Genomic DNA, 21,329 nt, shown 5'->3' with positions numbered 1-21,329 from the left:
CGCGCCCGGCTCGGCCTGCCCAGGGCCGAGGACGGCAAGGTGCCGATGGCGGTCGGCGTCGATTTGCGCGGCGAATCCTATGGCCTCCTGATCGACCAGATCGGCGAGGTGCTGCGCCTGCCCGAGGCCGGCATGGAGGAAAACCCCGTCAACCTCGATCCCCGCATGGCCAAGCTCGCCGGCGGCGTCCATCGCCTCGACGGACAGCTCATGGTCGTCCTCGACGTCGATCGCGTCCTCGAGCTCGCGCCCGAGATGATGGCGGCCTGATACGGCGGCAACGCCGCCGGCGGACTTGCAATTGGAAGTGCCCCTCGCGAGGGGATAGGAAGCAGAGGTTCACATGCGAACTTGTCTCGTCGTTGATGATTCCAGCGTCATCCGCAAGGTTGCGCGCCGGATCCTGGAGGGCCTCGACTTCCAGATCCTCGAAGCCGAGGACGGTGAGAAGGCCCTGGAAGCCTGCAAGCGCGGACTGCCAGATGCGGTGCTGCTCGACTGGAACATGCCGGTGATGGACGGCTACGAGTTCCTCGGCCATCTCAGGCGCATGCCCGGCGGCGACCAGCCCAAGGTGGTGTTCTGCACCACCGAGAACGACGTCGCGCACATCGCGCGCGCGCTGCACGCCGGCGCCAACGAATACATCATGAAGCCGTTCGACAAGGATATCGTGACGGCGAAATTTCAGGAAGTCGGCCTGATCTGAGCGAGCGCCCGGAGGCTGAACGGATCCTTCGGCGTCTGTCTTCAATTAACCGTTTCAGTCTGTGTTGGTGTGTAATGAGTGTTGCGTTCGCAGGTAATTCGACCACGGGCCCGTCGCGCGAAGCCGGGCCGCTGCGTGTGATGATCGTCGACGACTCCGTCGTCATCCGCGGTCTGATCTCGCGCTGGGTCGGCGCCGAACACGACATGGAGGTCGCAGCTTCGCTGCGCACCGGGCTCGAGGCGGTCAACCAGCTCGAACGCATCAATCCCGACGTCGCGGTGCTCGACATCGAAATGCCCGAGCTCGACGGCATCTCGGCGCTGCCGAAATTGCTGGCGAAGAAGCGCGATCTCGTCATCATCATGGCTTCGACGCTGACCCGCCGCAACGCGGAGATCAGCTTCAAGGCGCTGTCGCTCGGCGCGGCCGACTACATTCCGAAGCCGGAGTCGACGCGCGACGCGTCGGCTGCGGACACCTTTCATCACGATCTGATCCAGAAGATCCGTCACCTCGGCGCCCGGCTGCGTCGCAAGCCCGCGGTTGCGAGCCCGCCGCTGGCACCGGCGAGCCCCGCACCGGCTGCACGTGCACCGGCTGTTGCGCGGCCGGCCGCGCCTCTACCTGCCCCGGCCGTGCATGCTCCGTCCTCGACGTCGCTGACCACGCGCCCGTTCTCGAGCCAGGCACCAAAGGTGCTGTTGATCGGCTCCTCGACCGGTGGTCCCCAGGCGCTGATGGCGCTCGTCACCGAGCTCGGCCCGGTGATCGACCGCTTCCCGGTGCTGATCACCCAGCACATGCCGCCGACCTTCACCACCATTCTCGCCGAACACCTGGCACGTTCGAGCCGTAAGCCCGCGGCCGAGGCCGTCGACGGCGAGCCGGTGAAGCCGGGACGGATCTATCTCGCGCCCGGCGGCAAGCACATGCGCGTCGTGCGCAGCGGCGCCGACGTCGCGATCGCGCTCGACGACGGCCCCGCCGTCAATTTCTGCAAGCCCGCGGTCGATCCGCTCTTCACCTCCGCGATCGACATCTGGCATGGCGGCATCCTCTCCGTGATCCTGACGGGCATGGGCTCGGACGGCATGCGTGGCGGCAAGGACATCGTCGCCGCCGGCGGCAGCGTGATCGCGCAGGACGAAGCGTCCAGCGTCGTCTGGGGCATGCCGGGCGCCGCGGCCAACGCCGGCATCTGCGCGGCGATCCTGCCGCTCAACCAGATCGGCGCCAAGGTCAATCGCCTGTTCGCGGGAGACCGCTCGTGACGCCGGTCGACTACGAATATCTGCGCAAGTTCCTGAAAGAGCGCTCCGGCCTCGATCTGTCCGCCGACAAGCAATATCTGGTCGAGAGCCGGCTGCTGCCGCTGGCCCGCAAGGCGAGCCTTCCCGGCATTCCCGATCTCGTGCTGAAGATCAGGAACGGCGACGGCCGGCTTGCGACCGACGTGGTCGAGGCGATGACCACCAACGAGACCTTCTTCTACCGCGACAAGATCCCCTTCGACCACTTGCGCGACACCATCCTGCCGGGCCTGATCCAGGCGCGCGCGGCGCGCAAGTCGTTGCGTATCTGGTCGGCGGCGTCCTCGACGGGGCAGGAGCCCTATTCGATCGCGATGTGCGTGAAGGAGATGGGCGCGGCCCTGGCCGGCTGGCGCATCGAGATCGTCGCCACCGATCTGTCGCAGGAGGTGCTGGAGAAATCCAGGGCCGGCGTCTACAGCCAGTTCGAGGTCCAGCGCGGCCTGCCGATTCAGCACCTGATGAAGTATTTCACGCAAGTCGGCGAGCTCTGGCAGCTCAATGCCGACATTCGCGCGATGGTGCAGTTCCGCCAGCTCAATCTGTTGCAGGACTTCTCCCATCTCGGCACCTTCGACGTGATCTTCTGCCGCAACGTGCTGATCTATTTCGACCAGGACACCAAGGCGGTGATCTTCGAGCGCATGGCCAAGGGCTTGGAGGCGGATGGCACGCTGCTGCTTGGCGCCGCCGAGTCCGTCGTCGGCATCACCGATGCGTTCCGCCCGATCACTGAGCGCCGCGGTCTCTACCAGCTCAACCCCGCGCGCTCCGGCCGCCCCATGGGCGGATTGATGCCGCAGCCGCTGAAGATCGCCGCGGCGAGGTGATTGGCCGAATGACAGGCGGCCTCACTGAACGCTGCGTCGCAAGTGATCGACAGCAACTGACGCCATCCGGTGCGCGAGGCTTCACGCGCGTTTGAGCACTGCGGATTACTCCGCTACCGCGCAATAGAGCTGTGCCGCGATGAAATGCAATCGCGGCTCTGATCAGCATCTGACGGTTGTGCTATGGTGCCGATGGCCCCGCCGAATTGAGGCGGGGCTCCATTCCATCATGATCTGCTTTGAGGAGGACATACCATGCGAATGTCTTGTGCCTCATATTTCGTGTTGGCAGCGCTTTCGTTGCCCGCGACGGCTCTCGCCGGCGAGCAGGTGCTCGAATTCAAGCTCGTCACCAAGCCGATGGACGTCAAGATCACTGAGGTCACAAACGTCGAAGGTCAGACGGTGATGTCCGGCAAGATGTTCGGCGTCGCGTTCTTCAAGGACGGCCGCGTTGCCGTGAAAGACTTCGTCAATTCGGCCGACTTGCTTAAGGGCTCAGGACCCATCAACGGCTATAGCACCTACACCTTCGACGATGGGTCCTCGATCACGGCGCGCTACACCGGGGCGATCAAGGACGGTCGGACAAAGGGCGAATATACGATCCTGTCCGGCACCGGGACGTATGCAAACGCGACGGGTACGGGCGGCTTCGAAAGCGTGCAAAGTGCGTTCAAGGGTGCCGGCCTGTACGACGGGAGACTCATCGTCAAGACCCCCTAAGTAAGCACGCGAATCGCTGCGCTCGTGCCCCTTGCCGGCGAGGTGATATGCTTCTTCACCCTCTCCCCTTGTGGGAGAGGGTGGCTTCGCGATAGCGAAGCCGGGTGAGGGGTCTCTCTGCGAGTCCAACTCTCGTTGAATTTGCCGAGAGAGACCCCTCATCCGGCGCCATAGCCGAAGCTTCGCTTCGGCGTTCTTAAAAACGGCGGCCGAAGGCCGCCTACGCCACCTTCTCCCACAAGGGGAGAAGGAAGAAAGCAACACTTCACAAAATCGCATGCGGCAAGAACCGCGAGCGGTTGCCCGTGATCGGGCTTTCGTCCTCGCGGATCGACAGGCCGCAGGGCTCGTGATTCACCAGCCAGCTTCCGATCACTGGATAGAAGCCCGAAAAGTTCGGCAGTGGCGACAATGCCTGCCGCACAAAGCCTTCGGCGCCGTAGGGGCCGGCCTGCTCGTCGAGCGGCCTGCCGCCGGATACCAGCGTGACATTGGCGCCTTCACGCGAGAGCAGCGGTTTGCGCACATAGGAGCTGCCGAGCTCGGCTGCGCGAGGATCGTCCTCGAAGAAGGCCGGGAGCAGGTTGGGATGGTTCGGAAACATCTCCCAGAGCAGCGGCAGGATACCCTTGTTGGAGAGCACCGCCTTCCACGGCGGCTCGATCCAGCGGGTCGCGGCGTCCTTGAGCTTTGTGCCGAAGGCGTCCTGGAACATCCACTCCCAGGGGTAGAGCTTGAAGGCGAGCGCGATGTCGCGGTCGTCGAGATCGACGAAACCGCCACCCTCATCGCGCCAGCCGACCTGTTCGATGTCGAGCAGCCTGGTGGTGAGTCCCGCCTGGCGTGCGGTGTCTTCGAGATAGGCGAGCGTGCCGGCGTCTTCGTCATTGCCGGTGACGCCGGTGAGATGGACGTAGCGGCCGGCGGCGATCTCCTTCCACGCCGCGATCAGCCGCTCATGGATGGAGTTGAACTGATCGGCGCGCGCCGGGATGACGCGGCGTTCGATCGCCTGTTCGAGCCAGGTCCATTGAAACACCGCGGCCTCGAAGATCGAGGTCGGCGTATCCGCGTTGTATTCGAGCAGCTTTGCCGGCCCTTTGCCGTCGAACTTCAGGTCGAGCCGGCCGTAAAGGCTGCGATCGTCGCGCTCCCAGCTCTCGGCGATCAAGCTCCAGAACGCTTCCGGAATCTTCAAGCGGCGCAGATGGCGCTCGTCGCCGATGACGCGGCCGGCGAGCTCCAGGCACATCGCGTCGATCTCGCCGGTCGGGGTCTCGATGCCGCGCTCGATCTCGTCGAGCGTGAAGCCGTAATAGGCGCGCTCGTCCCAATAGCGCTCGCCGTCGATGGTGTGGAAGACGAAACCGCATTGCGCTGCGGTTTCTCGCCAGTCGTCGCGCTCGAGACAAGTGATGCGCTGCATGGCTCAGCCGCCGCCCGAGAAGCCGTGGCCGAACGAGCCGAAGCCGCCGCGGCTCACGCTGCTGTGTCCGGAATCGTACGACGTTCCCGACGAGGAATGGCTCGAGGAGTCGCTGCTGAACAGGCTCGATCGCGACGACCAGCGCGAGCTGCTGCCGCCGCTCGAGGAGCCGCTTCGGCTGCTGCACGCGGTGCTTGCCTGCACCGGCGTTTCCGCGCCGGAGACTGTCGCCCCGGGAGGCGGCGGCTCGCAATTCTGCCGAGGCATCATCGTGTAGGCGGTGGTGCCGACCGCGATCGTGCCCATCACCAGGAGCGCGACATGGCCGGAGCGCTTCACCGGCGGGCGCGGCGGCGGTGGCTCGGCCATCGGCCGGCGGTTGCCGAATTCCTTTATGGCGGGTTTGTCGGCCATGTCAGTAGATCATGCAGGCGGCGTTCAACAGGCCCGCCGCGAGTGAGGACAGTCCGAGCCAGATCGCAGGCGCAAGCTCGCCTGCGGCAATTCGTGCCGACAGGTTCGGCACCGGCACCCGCACCAGAAAGAGCACGATGATCTGCACGATCAGCGCGATGATCGCCCAGATCATGCAGTCCAGCACATTGGCCGAATGCGCGATGGCGCTCGCCAGCGGCGCCACGAAGCCGAGCAGGCTGAGGCCGAGCGCGATCGCCGCGGCCGGCTCGTTGTCGCGGATGAGCTGGAACTCGTTATGCGGGGTGATGCGGGTATAGACGAACAGATACGCCACGATCGCGATCAGCCCGGTGCAGAAATAGACCAGGAAGGCGGGCAGGCCGGCGAGTGATTGCAGGATCATCGTTCCCCCATCGTGCAGCGACCATTCGTCGGCGGGGGAAGGATAGCGGTTCAAACATTAAGCTTCGGATGAAGCGATCCGCCAAAAAACAAAACCCCGCCATTTGCGGCGGGGTCCAGGCTGGGAGGAGCGAGCCTGACAAGGCTCGCGACGTAAACCCAGGATCAGGCGGGGATGCGCTCGTCGGCCTCGTGCGGCTCGCGCAGCACGTAGCCGCGGCCCCACACGGTCTCGATGAAGTTGCGGCCTTCGGACGCGTTGGCGAGCTTCTTGCGGAGCTTGCAGATGAAGACGTCGATGATCTTCAGCTCGGGCTCGTCCATGCCGCCATAGAGGTGGTTGAGGAACATTTCCTTGGTGAGGGTCGTGCCCTTGCGGAGCGAGAGCAGCTCCAGCATCTGATATTCCTTGCCGGTCAGATGCACGCGCTGGCCGCCGACTTCCACCGTCTTGGTGTCGAGGTTGACGACGAGGTCGCCGGTCTGGATGACCGACTGGGCATGGCCCTTGGAGCGGCGCACGATCGCATGGATGCGGGCAACCAGCTCGTCCTTGTGGAAGGGCTTGGTCATGTAGTCGTCGGCGCCGACGCCGAGACCCTTGACCTTGTCCTCGATGCCGGCGAGGCCGGAGAGGATCAGAATCGGTGTCTTGATCTTGGAGACCCGGAGCTGCTTGAGCACGTCGTAACCGGACATGTCGGGCAGGTTGAGGTCGAGAAGGATAATGTCGTAATCGTATAACTTACCGAGATCGACGCCTTCTTCCCCCAAATCGGTCGTGTAGACGTTGAAGCTCTCCGACTTCAGCATCAGCTCGATCGACTGCGCGACGGCGCTGTCATCTTCAATCAGCAAAACGCGCATGCCAGTTCCCCATAGTCGCCGCTCCTGGGCGTCAGGTCGGCCGCATTCGCGGCACTCAACAAAACGCCTTTGAACAACTGATTCGGATCCTGACAACAGATGGTTAACAAACTCTGATTCTGGAACGCAAGTCCCCCCGGTGCAATTTTTGTCGAATCGCCCTAAGGTATTGCGTGCGAAGCAGCTTTTGTCACCCCGTTCCGTTCAAGCTCCACTTTAAGAGACGGGCCTAACCGACTCCCGCGACTCAGCCTTCTTCTGAAGGGGAGCCACGCTCAGTCACAAAGACAGTGACGCAATGATTAATGATGCGGGTAAACACGAAGTTAAGCGCCGTTCAGAAATATGGCGAAACTTAAGAGTTTCACCGTGAAGTCCCGGGGACGAAGGGCGATCACCTCATCAAGGCCCTCATCATGAAGGCGAACCTCTTATGAAGGCGAACCTGTTATGAAGGCCCTTGCCGAACAGATCGGCGACATCGACGGCGTCAATATTTATGGCCGTGTGGTCGGCGTGCGCGGCCTGATGGTCGAGGTGGCTGGCCCGATCCATGCGATGTCGGTCGGCGCGCGGCTCGTGATCGAGACCGGCGCCAACCGCTCCATTCCCTGCGAGGTGATCGGCTTCTCCGGCAACAATGCCGTCGTGATGCCGTTCGCCGGACTCGACGGCGTGCGGCGCGGCTGCAAGGCGGTGATCGCCAACGCCGCCAACCTGGTGCGGCCGTCGCCGGCCTGGCTCGGCCGCGTCGTCAACGCGCTCGGCGAGCCGATCGACGGCAAGGGACCTTTACCGCAGGGCGCATCGCCGATGCCGTTCCGCAACGCGCCGCCGCCGGCGCATTCGCGCAAACGGGTCGGCGCCCCGCTCGATCTCGGCGTGCGCGCGATGAACACGTTTCTCACCTGCTGCCGCGGCCAGCGCATGGGCATCTTTGCGGGCTCCGGCGTCGGCAAGTCGGTGCTGCTCTCGATGCTCGCGCGCAATGTCGATGCCGATGTCAGCGTCATCGGGCTGATCGGCGAACGCGGCCGCGAGGTGCAGGAATTCCTCCAGGACGACCTCGGCGAGGAGGGGCTGGCGCGCTCGGTCGTGGTGGTCGCGACCTCGGACGAGCCGGCCCTGATGCGGCGACAGGCCGCCTATCTGACGCTCGCGGTCGCCGAATATTTCCGCGACGAGGACAAGGACGTGCTCTGCCTGATGGACTCCGTGACGCGCTTTGCCATGGCCCAGCGCGAGATCGGCCTGTCCGCCGGCGAGCCGCCGACCGCGAAGGGCTATACGCCGACCGTCTTCACCGAGCTGCCGAAGCTGCTGGAGCGCGCCGGCCCGGGCCTCGGCGTCGGCGCCATCACCGCGATCTTCACGGTGCTGGTGGATGGCGACGATCACAATGAGCCGATCGCCGATGCGGTCCGCGGCATCCTCGACGGCCATATCGTGATGCAGCGCTCCATCGCCGAGCGCGGCCGCTACCCCGCCATCAACATCCTCAAATCCGTTTCCCGCACCATGCCGAAATCGGCCGATCCGCAGTTCTGGCCGACCATCCAGCGGGCCCGCCAGGTGATGGCGACCTACGCCGACATGGAGGAGTTGATCCGGCTCGGCGCCTACCGGGCCGGCTCCAGTCCCGAGGTCGACGAGGCGATCCGCCTGCACGAGCCGCTGGAGGCCTTCCTGCGCCAGCGCAAGGACGAAAACGCCTCGCTGGCCGACGGCTACCGCCAATTGGCGCACATCCTCGGTAATTTGGAAACGGAACGCTAACTTTGTCAGGTCATCATCCGATCCCACAGAGTAACAGAGCCGGTCTGGGCCCCAATCGGGCCTGTGGGGAGACCGGTGTCGTCCCACGTGCAGCGAGGGGACTTCTGGGGAGTACGAGTCGATGAAGTCACGTGATACCCTCATCCGCCTGAAGAAGTTTCAGGTCGACGAGAAGCGCCGCCGGGTCACCCAGATCGAGACCATGATCGCCGACTTCCAGCGGATGTCGGTCGATCTCGAACGCGAGATCCAGACCGAGCAGGAGCGTGCCGGGATCAACGATCCCTCGCATTTCGCCTACCCGACCTATGCCAAGGCGGCGATCCAGCGCCGCGAGAACCTGACCCGCTCGGCCGACGAGCTGAAGGGCCAGCTCGACGAAGCCAAGGCCGCGCTGGCCGAGGCCTTCGAGGAACTGAAGAAGGTCGAGCTGCTCGACGAGCGCGACCAGGCCCGCGAACGCGCCGAAGAAAATGCCCGCGAGCAGGCCGACCTCGACAGCATCGGCCTGATGCGCGCCCGCATCGGCGCCGTCGCCTAACGGCGCCAACCGCCAAATCGCCGAGAATTTGCGAGCCCGGACCCGCAAGGTCCGGGTTTTCGCATTTTGCTATCCACAACGTGGCACTGCGCCCCTTGGTGGTCGGCTTAGCCACGCGCTATGGTAAGGACGATTTTGGGTTGAAGGGCCTGTCTGTTGGCTCGGTTCACCTCGCCCCGCTTGCGGGGAGAGGTCGGATCGCACCGTAAGGTGCGATCCGGGTGAGGGGGACTCTCCGCGAGTCCGTCTGTTACCTCCTTCGTGGAGACTCCCCCTCACCCCGACCCTCTCCCCGCAGGCGGGGAGAGGGAGAGAGGCGACGGGCCGTGCGTGGGGGGCTGAATGCTGACGCCAGCAGAGCTGGTCGGGCTGATAGAGGCGGTGGCGAAGGGCGATCAGGCCGCGTTCGAGCGCCTCTACGTCGCCACGCGCGCGAAACTCTATGGCGTCGTGCTCCGTATCTTGCGCCGACAGGATCTCGCAGAGGAGGTCATTCAGGAGACCTACGTCAAGATATGGAACAGCGCCGCCCGGTTCGATCCGGCCCTGTCGTCGCCGATCACGTGGATGGCGTCGATCGCGCGCAACCGGGCCATCGACATCGTGCGCAAGAAGTCGGAAGTCTCCATCGAGGAAGAGCCTCAAGCGATGGAAGTCGCGGCAGAGAGTCCCGATCCGCTGGCGCGCCGCGAGATGACCGAGGAGTTGAAACGGCTCCTGGAATGTATCGGCCGGCTCGAGCCGGACCGTCAGCGGCTCGTTCTGCTCGCCTATTACAACGGCTGGAGCCGCGAGCAATTGGCGGAGAAATTCGCCGCGCCCGTCAACACGGTGAAGACGTGGCTCCGGCGCAGCATGTTGGATATCCGGGAGTGCCTCGGACTATGAGCGCTTGCACTGCGAGGGTGGCTTTGGAACGCAACTGATGGCCTATACGGAGGACCATATCGCGCTCGCCGCGGAATATGCGCTCGGCACGCTCGACGCCGACGAGCGCGCGCAGGTCGAGACCATGATGGCGGTCGACGAGGCGTTCGCCGAGGTCGTGCAGGCCTGGGCCTACCGGATCGGCGTCCTCAACCAGATGGTCGGTTCGGTCGAGCCGCGTCCGATCGTGTGGGAGAACATCAGGTCCGAGCTCGCGCGGACGGATTTTGCACAGGAGACGCCGGCGCTGCCGGATGTCGCGCCGCCACCACCCGTACCGGCCGAGACTGCGCCGCCGGAGATCTCATCGGAGGATAGGTCGCAGCCGGAGCCGCCGCCTCCCGAAGCGGAGCAGCCCGAGACGGCGCGGCCTGCGCCCGAAGCGCTGTCCGACGTCGCGCCGATCTTCATGCCGCAGGTCCATGCGCCCGATCCGGAAGTCGCGCGCGCGCCGCAGGCCCCTGTCGTCGACAACACCAATGTGATCCGGCTCGAGAGCCGCGTGAAGCGCTGGCGCACCGTTGCATCGGCCGTCGGCGCGCTCGCGGCCGCGCTGCTCGTGACGTTGTCGCTTCAGATCTTCCAGCCCGACGCACTGCCGGGTGTCTTGCGTCCTGCGCCGCGCATCCAGACGGTCGAGGTGAAGACACCGGCGCCGCTTGCGGCGTCTTCGCAATATGTCGCGCTGTTGCAGGGTCAGGGCGGCGGCCCCGCCTTCATTCTCACGATCGACGGCGCGACGCGGAATTTCACGGTGCGCAAGGTCGGCGCGACGCCGGAGCCCGGCAAGAGTTTCGAGCTCTGGCTGATCTCCGACAAGCTGCCGCGTCCGCGCTCGCTCGGCGTGATCGGCGCCGGCGAATTCACCGCGCGTCCGGTGCTCGGCTCCTACGATGCCGACGTCGTCAACGGCGCCACCTACGCCGTCACCATCGAGCAGGCCGGCGGCTCGCCCTCCGGCCAGCCGACCTCGGCGCCGGTGTTTTCCGGCAAGCTGATCGAGACCGTGCCGCCGTCCCAGCCGCAGGCGCCCGCGAAGAAGTAGGTGTCGTAGCCCGGATGAGCGAAGCGATATCCGCGGCCACCGCCCCGCATATCGCTGCGCTCATGCGGGCTTCATGGCTACCCGGGCGCATGATTGTCGCCACGGTCCATCCCGCCGTCGTGTTTCGACAAGTCCCGCCGAATCCGGCCCCGATTTGAACCTCCCCGCAATTCGCGGCGTCAAATCCCCGGAATTTGAAGCGGATGCCGTGGATCGTCGCGGCGCGCGAGAGGGGCGAGAAAATCAGATGGATGCAGCGAAGACGCCGGGCATCTTCATTCACCAATATGCGGGGCTGCCGCACGGCCCGGCGTTCGAACATTGGCGCGAGCGGGCCTTCGGTTCCTGTGGTCTCGATATCGGGCCGAGCCATGGCGAGTGCATCGATTGCCGGCTCCAGATCAGCGTGGTCGACAACATCGCGCTGGCCATTCCCGAAGGCGCCTCCGCGCAATATTCACGCACGCAGAGCCATCTTGCCGACGGCAGCGACGACCTCGTCCTGATTGCGGGACAGGCGGGCCTCGTTCGCGTCGGGCAGAACGGCCATACCGTGGAGCTTGCGCCCGCCCAGATGGTGCTCGTCGACATGAGCGTCACCGGCACCGTCGGGCACACCGATCAGGATCGCTTCACCACCATCCGCATGCCGCGCCGCGCGCTGCTCGAGATCAATCCGCGCGCCGAAGAAAAGCTGTCGCAGGTGCTCTCCGACGGTGCGGTAGCCGAGACCATCTTCCGCTATCACGCGCTCGCCGCCAATCACGCCCCGCATCTCGACGCCGTCGGCCAGCGCCTGACCGCGCAGCACATGGTCGATCTCGTCGGCCTCCTGCTCGGCACCGATGCCGAGCACGCAAGCATGGCACGCGGCCGTGGACATGCGGCGGCTCGCCTCGATCTCATGCGTGCCGACGTGATGGCCGCGCTCGGCCGCAACGATCTTTGCCTGTCCGAGATCGCGACGCGCTCGGGGCTCAGCCCGCGGCAGGCGCAGCGGCTGTTCGAGCAGGCCGGCACGACCTTCACCGAATTCGTGCTGGAGCAGCGCCTGCTGCAGGCGCGCAAGCTGCTCGGCGATCCCCGCGCCAGAACACGCAAGATCAGCGACATCGCGCACTCCTCGGGCTTCTCCGATCTGTCCTATTTCAACCGCGCCTTCCGCAAGCGCTTTGGCGCGACGCCGTCGGAATTGCGCGAGGCCTGAGCTGCGCGCCCAATCCGTCCCGCCCGCGGCAGTTGGTCCCTCCGCCCGGATGAGCTATATCTGTCGGCGCGGGCAGACCGCCCGATCGCTTCTCGATGTCTTGGACACGAAGTAGACGGAAACGCAGTAGACGGACATGGCGCGTATCGTCGTGCTCGGCGCCGGGTTTGCAGGTCTGTGGGCGGCCATCGGCGCCGCGCGCAAGCGCGACGAGATCGGCGCGGCCGGACGTGACATCGAGATCCGCCTCGTCGACCGCAATCCCTATCACAACATCCGCGTGCGCAATTACGAAGTCGACCTCAGTGAGGTCGCAATACCGCTGCCGCAGCTGCTCGATCCCATCGGCGTCAGCCACGGGATCGGCGAGGTCGAGGCGATCGATCCGGCACGGCACGCGATTTCGCTGGTCACGAGCAGGGGCGAGGAGACGCTGACCTACGACCGCCTGGTGCTGGCGCTCGGCAGCGAGGTGATGCGCCCCGATATTCCCGGCCTCGCCGAGCATGCTTTCGATGTCGACACCTATGTTGCGGCGCTCCGCCTCGAGGACCATCTCGCCTCGCTCGGACGCAGCGCACCTTCGCCGGGACGTTCGACCGTCGTGGTGGTCGGCGCCGGCTTCACCGGTATCGAGGTCGCGGCCGAGATGCCGGACAGGCTGACGCGCGCCGGCATCACCGGCAGTCGCCGCATCGTCCTGGTCGATCACAACCCAGCGGTCGGCGCCTCCATCGGCGCACGCGCGCGTCCCGTGATCGAGACGGCCTTGTCGTCGCTCGAGGTCGAGACGCGGCTCGGCGTGCGCGTCGTCTCCGTCGAGGCAGCCGGCATCCACCTGAACTCGGGTGAGGTCATTCCGACGCAGACGGTGATCTGGTGTGCCGGGATGCGCGCGAGTCCCCTGGCGGCGAGCTTTCCGGACGCACGCGATCGCCTCGGGCGCCTGCTGGTCGATCCCTTCATGCGGGTCGCCGATGTCGGCGGCGTGTTCGCGGCTGGCGACGTCGCCTCGAGCGTGGTCGACGGGCTGCATCCGACGGTGATGTCCTGCCAGTTCGCCCGTCCCATGGGCCGCTTCGCCGGCCACAATGTGGTGGCCGATCTCGCCGGCCTGCCGATGCTGCCGCTGCGGATCGACTGGTACGTGACCGTGCTCGATCTCGGCGGCTGGGGCGCGCTCTACACCGAAGGCTGGGACCGCGAGGTCCGCACCACCGGTGCGGCTGCAAAGACGACCAAGCAGACGATCAACCGCAAGCGCATCTATCCGCCGCTCACTGGCAACAAGGACGACCTGTTCGCCGCCGCTGCGCCGACCGTACAGGCGCCGCCGCCGACGTATGGAGTGCGGTAGAAACGGATGCATGCTGGTCGGACGATAGCCGTGCTCCGTCATTGCGAGGAGCCCTTGCGACGAAGCAATCCAGGCTGTCTCTGCGGAAACAGCCTGGATTGCTTCGCTGCGCTCGCAATGACGAGTGGGACGCGCGTGCGCCCGCGATGACGAGATACCCCAGACGTGAGAAAGCGCCCGTGGGGGGCGGGCGCTTTCTGTAGTCGACTTGGGGTTGGGGTCGTCTACATATCCACGTGGCGACTTTGGGGGGCTGGTAAAGAGCCGCGTGAATTCACAAAACTCGTCAGATCTCCTTAGCGAACGAGGGACGCGTTCGAACTGGTGATAACGACCGGCTTGTCGGCCTTGATGACGCGGGCCGCTTGGGTCAGACCTTCATCCGAACCCGTGCGTGCCGTGATGCCGAGGCCAGCCACCGCGATCCCTGCGACGAGGGCTACGACCACAATCTTCAGATGGGTCGAGCGATCGGCGCTGTAGATCGAGTGGTTCATGGAAGCCTCCTGCCGCCATCTACCCGAAGTAGTCGCCGGCCCGTTCAGGCAGGTTCATGCTTCCGGTGCCCATCAACCTAGTATTGGGGAGATTCGTTCCCAAGGGGCCATCACAAGAGCGTGAAAGGACGTGAAAGATCGCGATCAAAAGCGATCCTTGATCGTTCAATTATATAATTATTTCAAAGCTGTAATGTGCTTGCGTGGCGCCTTGTCGGGCTCTGGTCTACAAGGCGCCAGGAACTCAAAAACCATTTGCCTGTGGCCGAAAAACACACGGCTTCTTAAGGCAAATCAGATGCTTCCGACGGTTTTCAACCTCACCCTCGGGTGGATTTCGGCCTGCGACAGGACGGTCGTCTGGGCACGGAACCGCTCAACCAGGGAGCGAACGAAGGGGCGAATTGCCGCAGAGGTGACCAGCACCGGCGCCTCGCCTTCGCGGGCGGCGCGCTCGAAGGCCTCGCGCACGGCGGTCATGAATTCCGACAGTTTCGAGGGCTGCATCGCGAGGCTGCGCTCCTCGCCCTGGCCGATGATGGATTCGGCAAAGGCCTGCTCCCACCGCGCCGACAGCGCGATCAGCGGCAGATAACCGTTGTAGGAGGTGTTCTGCGCGCAGATCTGCCGCGCCAGGCGGGCGCGGACATGCTCGACCATGGTCGCAGGATTGCGCGAGAACGCCAGCGAGTCGGCGATGCCTTCTAGGATGGTGGAGAGGTCGCGGATCGAGATGCGCTCGGCCAGCAGCAGCTGCAGCACGCGCTGGATGCCGGAGACCGTGACCTGCGCCGGCACGATGTCCTTGACCAGCTCGCTCTGCTCCTTCGGCAGCTCCTTGAGCAGCTTCTGCACCTCGCCATAGGAGAGCAGGTCCGACATGTTGGCCTTGAGCAACTCGGTGAGGTGGGTCGAGAGCACGGTCGCGGCGTCGACGACGGTGTAGCCCTTCAGCGAGGCCTCCTCCTTGAGGCTGGCATCGACCCAGGTCGCGGGCAGGCCGAAGGTCGGCTCGGTGGTGTGGATGCCGGGCACCTGCACCTGGCTGCCGCCGGGGTCCATGACCATGAACTGGTTCGGCCAGATCTTGCCGCTGCCGGCGTCGACCTCCTTGATCTTGATGATGTAGGTGTTGGCTTCGAGCTGGACGTTGTCGAGGATGCGGACCGCCGGCATCACGAAACCCATCTCGATGGCGAGCGAGCGGCGCAACGCCTTGATCTGCTCGGTGAGACGGTCGGTGCCGTCGGGCCCGTTAACCAGCGGCAGCAGCGCGTAGCCGAGCTCGATCTTGAGGTCGTCGATCTTCAGCGCGGCGGAGATCGGCTCCTCGGCCGCCGCAGCGCCCGGGGCGCCGGGCGTGCCCGCAGCGGGCGCGGCCTTGGCGGCTTCCTCGGCCTTGACGGCGGTCTTCTTGTGGTTGCGGGCGTGCCAGGCGAGCGCGCCGGCGCCGGCGCCGAGCGCCAGGAAGGGAATGGTCGGAATGCCCGGCAGCGCCGCCAGCACCAGCATGACCGCCGAGGACATCGCCAGCGCCTGCGGATAGCCGGAGAACTGCTTCATCAGCGCCTTGTCGGCGGCGCCGGACACGCCGGCCTTGGAGACGAGCAGGCCGGCCGCGGTCGAGACGATCAGCGCCGGCACCTGGGTGACGAGGCCGTCACCGACGGTCAGGAGCGTGTAGCTGCGGCCGGCGTCGGCGAAGGACATGCCCTGCTGCGCCACGCCGATGATCATGCCGCCGACGACGTTGATGAAGACGATCAAGAGGCCGGCGATGGCATCGCCGCGGACGAACTTGGAGGCACCGTCCATGGCGCCGAAGAAGCCGCTCTCGTCCTCCAGCTCCTTGCGGCGCTCCTTGGCGACCTTCTCGTCGATCAGGCCGGCGGAGAGATCGGCGTCGATCGCCATCTGCTTGCCGGGCATGGCGTCGAGGTGGAAGCGCGCGGCGACTTCGGCGATACGGCCCGAACCCTTGGTGATGACGATGAAGTTGACGATGATCAGGATGGCGAAGACGATGATGCCGATGACGAAATTGCCACCCATCACGAAGTTGCCGAAGGCCTCGATGACGTGACCTGCGGCAGCCGTGCCCTCGTGCCCATGCGACAGGATCAGTCGGGTCGAGGCCATGTTGAGCGACAGGCGCAGCATGGTCGAGATCAGGAGGATGGTCGGGAAGGCCGAGAATTCCAACGGCGCCTGGATGAACAGCGACGTCATCAGGATCAGGATCGAGAGCGTGATCGAGATCGCCAGGAACAGGTCCAGCACGATCGCGGGCAGGGGGAGGATCAGCACCACCAGGATGGTGAGGACGCCGAGCGCAAGCGCGATGTCGCCGCGCTTGAGGATATTGACGATCTCGTTGAGGGAGGGGATCGAGGGCCTTGCTGCGCCTACGCCCTGTCCCGCGGTGACATCGACCATGGTAGCTGCCTCCCCGCGCGACTTCCGCCCGCGCGCCCCAAACGTCTGCGCGGCGGCCGAGGGGCCGCCGTTCCGAAAGTGAGGCACCGCACTGGCGTCCACGGGGGATCTCCCGCTCTAACGGCCGACGACACTCGACTTCACCCGGCAATTTTTGCCCGGTGTATGGTTAGCAAAGGGTTAACGGAGGGTGCGGCAGGAGGGCTTTCGGGGGCACCGGCGTCATTCCGGGGCGCCCGGAGGGCGAGCCCGGAATCTATCGGGCCAAAGGTATTCTGGAGGGATGGATTCCGGGTTCGCGCCAAGCGGCGCGCCCCGGAATGACAGTGGAGGCTACTTCGCCTTCTCCATCTTCGTCACCGTGTACCCCGACGCCGCCTCCTCGGCCTCGAAGGTCACCTTGTCGCCGACCTTCACCTGCTTGAGCAGAGCGGGGTCCTTGACACGATAGACCATCGTCATGGGCTCCTCCATGCCGAGGCTTTTCGCCGGTCCGTGCTTGAGCGTGATCTTGCCGGCGCCCTCGTCGATCTTCTTGACCTCGCCGCTGATCGAGGCGGCCCCGGCCGCCAGGGCCCCGGTGGCAACGCTTAACGTCAGCGCCAGCGCAGCAGTGATGCGGATGATGCGGTTCATGGGAATCTCCTTCGTTACTTCACGGTGACGTGGCCGACCATGCCGTAGTCGCGGTGGTCGGGGATGAGGCAGGAAAATTCGAACGTGCCGGCCTTGGTGAACTTCCAGAGGATCTCGGCCGTCTTGCTCGGCGCGAGCCTGACACCATTGGGATCGTCATGTTCCATGTGCGGGTGCTTCTTCATCACCTCCGCATGCGCGAGATTCTCCTTAGGTGTGGCGAGCAGGAATTCATGGTCCTCCTTGCCGACATTGCGCAGCACGAAGCGGATCTGCTCGCCGCGTTTGACCTCGATCCTGGACGGCGCATAGTCCATCTCGCTCATGGCGATCTCGATGGTCCGCGCCGGCTTCTTCGGATCGCCGGGCTCGCCGGCCGAAAAGCTTTCGTGCCCGTGCCCGCGCTTGTCGTGGGCAAAGGCCGGCACGGCCGAAAGCGCCAGCAGCGCGAGAGCGAGTTTGATCGTCTTCATCTTGTTCTCCTGTTGGTGGTTCATCGCAATGGTCACATCTTCATTTTCTGCATCGGCGTGCCGGGCTGCCGTGCCGGCGCGGCGCCAGGCGCCTCGACCTCGTAGGCGACGGTGCCTTTCGGGAATTGGTACGGTCCGGGATCGCGATAATCGTCGCGCGCGAGGTTCTCGCGGATCTTCATCACCGTGAACATGCCGCCCATCTCGATCGGTCCGAACTGGCCGGTGCCGGTCATCATCGGCAGCGTGTTGTCGGGCGCGGGCATCTCCATGTTGCCCATCGCCATGCCGGTCGAGCCCATCGCCATCCCGTCCGGCGCGAGCTTGCCGACGGCCTTGGCGAGATCCTTGCGCGACACGCCGATCAGGTTGCGCACCTCGTGTCCCATCGCATTCATGGTGTGATGCGACTTGTGGCAGTGGAATGCCCAGTCGCCGGGATTGTCGGCGAGCACGTCGAACACGCGCACCGCGCCGACCGGCACGTCCGTGGTCGTCTCCGGATATTGCGCGCTCTCCTGAATCCAGCCGCCGTCGGTGCAGGTCACGGCAAAGCTGTGACCGTGCAGATGGATCGGATGATTGGTCATGCTGAGATTGCCGATGCGCACGCGCACCTTGTCGCCGAGCCGCACCGGCAGCGGATCGATGCCGGGAAACACCCGCGCATTCCAGGTCCACATGTTGAAGTCGGTCATCTCGTTGACCAGCGGCAGGTATGTGCCGGGATCGACGCGATAGGTGCTCATCACGAAGACGAAGTCGCGATCGACGGGCCGGAAGTTCGGATCGCGCGGATGCACGACGACCATGCCCATCATGCCCATCGCCATCTGCACCATCTCGTCGGAATGCGGGTGGTACATGAAGGTCCCGCTCTTCTTCATCTCGAACTCGTAGACGAAGGTTTTTCCCGGCTGGATGTGCGGCTGGGTCAGCCCGCCGACGCCGTCCATGCCGCTGGGAATGATCATGCCGTGCCAGTGCACGGTGGTGTATTCGGGCAGTCTGTTGGTGACGAAGATGCGGACCTTGTCGCCCTCGACCGCCTCGATGGTCGGGCCCGGCGACTGGCCGTTGTAGCCCCACAGATTCACTTTCATGCCCTCGGCGAATTCGCGCACCACGGGCTCGGCGACGAGATGGAATTCCTTCCAGTCGCCGTTCATGCGGAACGGCAGCGACCAGCCGTTCAGCGTGACGACGGGGCGATAGTCGGGGCCGCTGATGGGGTGCAGCGGCGGCTGCATCACCACCTTGTCCATGTGCGGCGCTTCCGGGATCGATGCCGCCTGGACGCGGCCACTGACGACGGAGGCGCCGGCAAGTGCGGCGGTGCCCAAAAAACCTCTGCGGGAATACATCCTTGCCTCCATGTCAGTGTCCGCCATCGGCAGGCGCTGCCGCGGCGATCGTGGTTGGATTGTCGCCGCCCGCCGCAGGCGCGCCGCCGCCATTGACGGCGGTCTGCAACTCGGACTGGGCGAGGAAGAACCTCTGCTTGGCATCGATGGCGCCGCGCAGCGATGCGAGGCGCTGCCGCGCCTCGGTGAGCAGCGCGAAGATGTCGACCTGCATGCTGGAGAAGCGGAGCTGCATCTCCTCGGTGATGATCTTGCGCAGCGGCAGGATCTCGCGCTGGTAGTGGCTCGCGATGTCGTAGGTGGATCGGTATGCGCGATAGGCGTCGCGGGCCTCCGAACGCACGTTGACGGCGCGCTCGGTCAGGCGGTTGAAGGCGAGATTGTAGGTCTCGGCCGCCTGCCGCACCCGCACCTCGCCGCCGTCGAAGATCGGGATCTGGAACTGCACCTCGAAGCCGCGCTCGCGAAATGGCGGGCCCTCGGGATCCTGGGTCCGGCGGGAGATGCCGGCGAGGTCGAGCAGGGTGACGAATCGCGTCGCCTCAGTGAGACCCAGCGATTTCGCCAGCGCCGTCAGTTCCAGCCGCGTAATCTGCAAGTCGATGCGATGGGCGACCGCGTCGACCTCGATCGAGGGCAGTGCCTGGGGCCGGCGCGGCAGCGGCGGCAACGCGTTCGGCAGGCGGAAGTCGAGGCCGTCGTCCCACAATCCCATCAGCCGTGCGAGCTTTTCGCGCGCGCTCGTCGCGATCTGCCGTGCGGTGGCGAGGTCGGCGGTGGTTTCGGCGTAGAACACCTGCTCGCGGGCCTGGTCGAGCTTGTTGAGCGAACCGGTCTCGCCGAGCTTGACCGCGAGCTGTGCGGTCGATTCCGCCGTCGCTTTCGCATCCGTCAGCAGCACCACCATTTCGTTGCCGGCAACGGCGCGGACATAGGCGCGCCGCACGTCGGCGGCAAGCCGCAGCGTCGCCAGCGCCGCGCGCAATTGGGCCTGGCGGAAGCGGTCGCGGGCGATATCGGAGCGGAACGGCAGCGTCGCCAGCGCCAGGATGTCTCCGACCACCTGACGCTCGATCTCGCTGGCGCCATTGCCCGAGATCCGCGAGATCGCGAAGACGGGATTGGGCGGCAGGCTCTGCTCAACCAGCTCGGTCTCGGCGAGCGCCAGCTCGTTATAGACGGCTTGCAATCCCTTGTTGTTGAGCAGCGCGATCTGCACGGCCGCCTCCGCGCTCAGCGTGCGTGACAGCAGCCGACGAACGCCTGCGTTGACCGTCTCCGCACCCTCGGCCGTGCGGACGAAGGCGACGTCCTTGTGGATGGTCTGGCTCGTCAGCTCCGAGACGGCATTCATGCCGCTGTCGGGCGAGAACGCGGCGCAGCCGGACAGGCCGAGCGAGGCGAGAACGAGCAGGCTTCGCGCGAAATGGTGTGCCATGCCGCGCTCCTACCGGTCTTGCTTCGGCTGCGGCGCGACACTTTCGTTGCGCTCGCGCCATGGTGCCGGCGTCGCAGGCCGCAGGCTGGTGTAGGGCGCGATCGTCGATCGATAGCCGACAGGCGCGACCTTGGCCGCGGGATCGGCAGGATCCGCGGCAGCGATTTGTGTCGTTGCCGGCATGCAGCCGGACAACGCCAATGCCGCCAAGGCCAGCAGCGGCCAATTGAATCGAAAGTGTCGTCCACGCGCCGCGGATGCGGCGGCGGACTTCGCCCCGGAAAGCGTAAGCATGATTCATCCCTGATCTGTGCATGAAGACCACAGGTTCACGCGCGCAGACGCGCGCTCGACCCTGATGTCGTCGAGTCAGATCAGGCGATGGGAGGGCGGTAGTGCAGGGGAGGTGCCGCGCTGTGCAGGCTGGCCACGATCTCGGGCGTGCAGGCGGAGACGGGCAGAAGCGGCTTGGCGACAACGGGCAGATCGGCCGGCAGCGCGCTCACGCACATCATCCCGCAGCACGGACCCGCCGTGCCCTTGCCCTGATGATGCGGAGCGGGCGCATCCTGTGCGGCGGTCTGGTGATGTGCATGTGCGCCCGCGTGGTCATGTGAGGGGACGCCGTGCTGATGGCTTGCCTGCATCTGGTGATGCGCCGGCACGAGCTCGGCCTCGTCCGCAAGACACGGCGCCGGACCGCTGCCCCAAGCGAGCGCTGCCGCCGGCGCGAGCACGCAAAACAGATAGGCGAGGGCAACGAGGCGCCCCACCCTGATCCGCATCGATCGTGTCAATCGCAGCAACATCCCGCCGACATGCTCTTCGCGCGGCAATGTTGCACACGCGGATTGCAAATTAATGGCAAAACCCGCGTTCGCCAAGCTCCTTCTTACCGCAGCGCACCGCGCATGCCCAATATCGCGCCACGATGCTTGACCG

General features: G+C 65.3%; 23 protein-coding genes. 11 read left to right on the top strand and 12 right to left on the bottom strand.

Features of this window, described 5'->3' with window-relative positions; translation table 11 throughout:
• The 5 genes from GPL20_RS15175 to GPL20_RS15155 all read left to right on the top strand — a co-directional run.
• Nucleotides 1–270: chemotaxis protein CheW (locus GPL20_RS15175; RefSeq protein WP_205751167.1), on the top strand; the 270-nt coding region annotated here is incomplete at its 5' end.
• Nucleotides 271–343: 73 nt separating this feature from the next.
• On the top strand, nt 344–709 hold the full coding sequence (locus GPL20_RS15170; RefSeq protein ID WP_007600538.1) for a response regulator: 366 nt from the start codon (nt 344–346) through the stop codon (nt 707–709).
• A gap of 74 nt (nt 710–783) precedes the next feature.
• Nucleotides 784–1,983: a protein-glutamate methylesterase/protein-glutamine glutaminase gene (locus GPL20_RS15165; protein WP_157330255.1), complete on the top strand. Its 1,200-nt coding sequence runs from the start codon at nt 784–786 to the stop codon at nt 1,981–1,983.
• Nucleotides 1,980–2,852, top strand: coding sequence for a CheR family methyltransferase (locus GPL20_RS15160; RefSeq protein WP_254125814.1), 873 nt, complete (start codon nt 1,980–1,982; stop codon nt 2,850–2,852). Before GPL20_RS15165 ends, GPL20_RS15160 begins: the two co-directional genes overlap by 4 nt.
• Before the next feature lie 255 nt (nt 2,853–3,107).
• Entirely contained in the window at nt 3,108–3,578 is a 471-nt protein-coding gene (locus GPL20_RS15155) for a hypothetical protein (RefSeq protein ID WP_157330254.1), read from the top strand.
• A 265-nt stretch (nt 3,579–3,843) separates the two neighbouring features.
• On the opposite strand, the gene GPL20_RS15150 is transcribed toward GPL20_RS15155, so the two are convergent.
• The 4 genes from GPL20_RS15150 to ctrA all read right to left on the bottom strand — a co-directional run bounded on the left by GPL20_RS15150 (nt 3,844) and on the right by ctrA (nt 6,690).
• The gene (locus tag GPL20_RS15150) at nt 3,844–5,004 is read right to left on the bottom strand and encodes a glutathionylspermidine synthase family protein (RefSeq protein WP_157330253.1); all 1,161 of its coding nucleotides are present in this window, start codon (nt 5,002–5,004) and stop codon (nt 3,844–3,846) included.
• A 3-nt stretch (nt 5,005–5,007) separates the two neighbouring features.
• Nucleotides 5,008–5,418, bottom strand: coding sequence for a hypothetical protein (locus tag GPL20_RS15145; RefSeq protein WP_157330252.1), 411 nt, complete (start codon nt 5,416–5,418; stop codon nt 5,008–5,010).
• Nucleotide 5,419: 1 nt separating this feature from the next.
• Nucleotides 5,420–5,824: a DUF350 domain-containing protein gene (locus tag GPL20_RS15140; protein ID WP_157330251.1), complete on the bottom strand. Its 405-nt coding sequence runs from the start codon at nt 5,822–5,824 to the stop codon at nt 5,420–5,422.
• A 164-nt stretch (nt 5,825–5,988) separates the two neighbouring features.
• Complete coding sequence (gene ctrA, locus GPL20_RS15135) at nt 5,989–6,690, bottom strand: response regulator transcription factor CtrA (protein ID WP_016848562.1); 702 nt, start codon at nt 6,688–6,690, stop codon at nt 5,989–5,991.
• Between the two features lie 450 nt (nt 6,691–7,140).
• Here ctrA and fliI point away from each other — a divergent pair, with 450 nt between their 5' ends.
• The 6 genes from fliI (at nt 7,141) to GPL20_RS15105 (ending at nt 13,543) form a co-directional block, all read left to right on the top strand.
• Nucleotides 7,141–8,466: a flagellar protein export ATPase FliI gene (fliI, locus tag GPL20_RS15130; protein WP_157330250.1), complete on the top strand. Its 1,326-nt coding sequence runs from the start codon at nt 7,141–7,143 to the stop codon at nt 8,464–8,466.
• A gap of 121 nt (nt 8,467–8,587) precedes the next feature.
• Nucleotides 8,588–9,007 carry a flagellar export protein FliJ gene (fliJ, locus tag GPL20_RS15125; RefSeq protein WP_011084990.1) on the top strand — a complete coding sequence of 140 codons (420 nt, stop codon included), beginning with the start codon at nt 8,588–8,590 and terminating at the stop codon, nt 9,005–9,007.
• Nucleotides 9,008–9,349: 342 nt separating this feature from the next.
• Complete coding sequence (locus tag GPL20_RS15120) at nt 9,350–9,895, top strand: sigma-70 family RNA polymerase sigma factor (RefSeq protein ID WP_157330249.1); 546 nt, start codon at nt 9,350–9,352, stop codon at nt 9,893–9,895.
• Between the two features lie 37 nt (nt 9,896–9,932).
• Entirely contained in the window at nt 9,933–10,979 is a 1,047-nt protein-coding gene (locus tag GPL20_RS15115; RefSeq protein WP_157330248.1) for an anti-sigma factor, read from the top strand.
• A gap of 247 nt (nt 10,980–11,226) precedes the next feature.
• Entirely contained in the window at nt 11,227–12,186 is a 960-nt protein-coding gene (locus tag GPL20_RS15110; RefSeq protein ID WP_157330247.1) for a helix-turn-helix transcriptional regulator, read from the top strand.
• A 136-nt stretch (nt 12,187–12,322) separates the two neighbouring features.
• The gene (locus GPL20_RS15105) at nt 12,323–13,543 is read left to right on the top strand and encodes an NAD(P)/FAD-dependent oxidoreductase (protein ID WP_157330246.1); all 1,221 of its coding nucleotides are present in this window, start codon (nt 12,323–12,325) and stop codon (nt 13,541–13,543) included.
• Nucleotides 13,544–13,839: 296 nt separating this feature from the next.
• Here the strand turns inward: GPL20_RS15105 and GPL20_RS15100 are convergent, their stop codons facing one another.
• The 8 genes from GPL20_RS15100 to GPL20_RS15065 form a co-directional block, all read right to left on the bottom strand.
• The gene (locus GPL20_RS15100) at nt 13,840–14,040 is read right to left on the bottom strand and encodes a hypothetical protein (protein ID WP_157330245.1); all 201 of its coding nucleotides are present in this window, start codon (nt 14,038–14,040) and stop codon (nt 13,840–13,842) included.
• 294 nt (nt 14,041–14,334) lie between these two features.
• Nucleotides 14,335–16,476 (bottom strand): flagellar biosynthesis protein FlhA, encoded by a 2,142-nt coding sequence (gene flhA / locus GPL20_RS15095; protein ID WP_157330244.1) that lies wholly within the window; start codon nt 16,474–16,476, stop codon nt 14,335–14,337.
• Between the two features lie 333 nt (nt 16,477–16,809).
• Nucleotides 16,810–17,112, bottom strand: a complete 303-nt coding sequence (locus GPL20_RS15090; protein ID WP_157330243.1) for a copper-binding protein — start codon at nt 17,110–17,112, stop codon at nt 16,810–16,812.
• A 14-nt stretch (nt 17,113–17,126) separates the two neighbouring features.
• A complete protein-coding gene (locus tag GPL20_RS15085) occupies nt 17,127–17,609 on the bottom strand; it encodes a cupredoxin domain-containing protein (RefSeq protein WP_373568259.1) in 483 nt (160 codons plus the stop codon).
• Between the two features lie 8 nt (nt 17,610–17,617).
• Nucleotides 17,618–18,949, bottom strand: coding sequence for a copper oxidase (locus tag GPL20_RS15080; protein ID WP_157330241.1), 1,332 nt, complete (start codon nt 18,947–18,949; stop codon nt 17,618–17,620).
• A gap of 13 nt (nt 18,950–18,962) precedes the next feature.
• Nucleotides 18,963–20,387, bottom strand: coding sequence for a TolC family protein (locus tag GPL20_RS15075; protein WP_157330240.1), 1,425 nt, complete (start codon nt 20,385–20,387; stop codon nt 18,963–18,965).
• Nucleotides 20,388–20,396: 9 nt separating this feature from the next.
• On the bottom strand, nt 20,397–20,681 hold the full coding sequence (locus GPL20_RS15070; RefSeq protein ID WP_157330239.1) for a hypothetical protein: 285 nt from the start codon (nt 20,679–20,681) through the stop codon (nt 20,397–20,399).
• A gap of 80 nt (nt 20,682–20,761) precedes the next feature.
• A complete protein-coding gene (locus GPL20_RS15065) occupies nt 20,762–21,196 on the bottom strand; it encodes a hypothetical protein (protein ID WP_167533038.1) in 435 nt (144 codons plus the stop codon).
• Between the last annotated feature and the right edge of the window lie 133 nt (nt 21,197–21,329).

Origin of the sequence: Bradyrhizobium cajani (genome assembly GCF_009759665.1) — a bacterium.
Classification (GTDB): domain Bacteria; phylum Pseudomonadota; class Alphaproteobacteria; order Rhizobiales; family Xanthobacteraceae; genus Bradyrhizobium; species Bradyrhizobium cajani.
The sequence above is the reverse complement of the archived record's forward strand: the minus strand, read 5'-3'. Positions and strand labels throughout refer to the sequence as shown.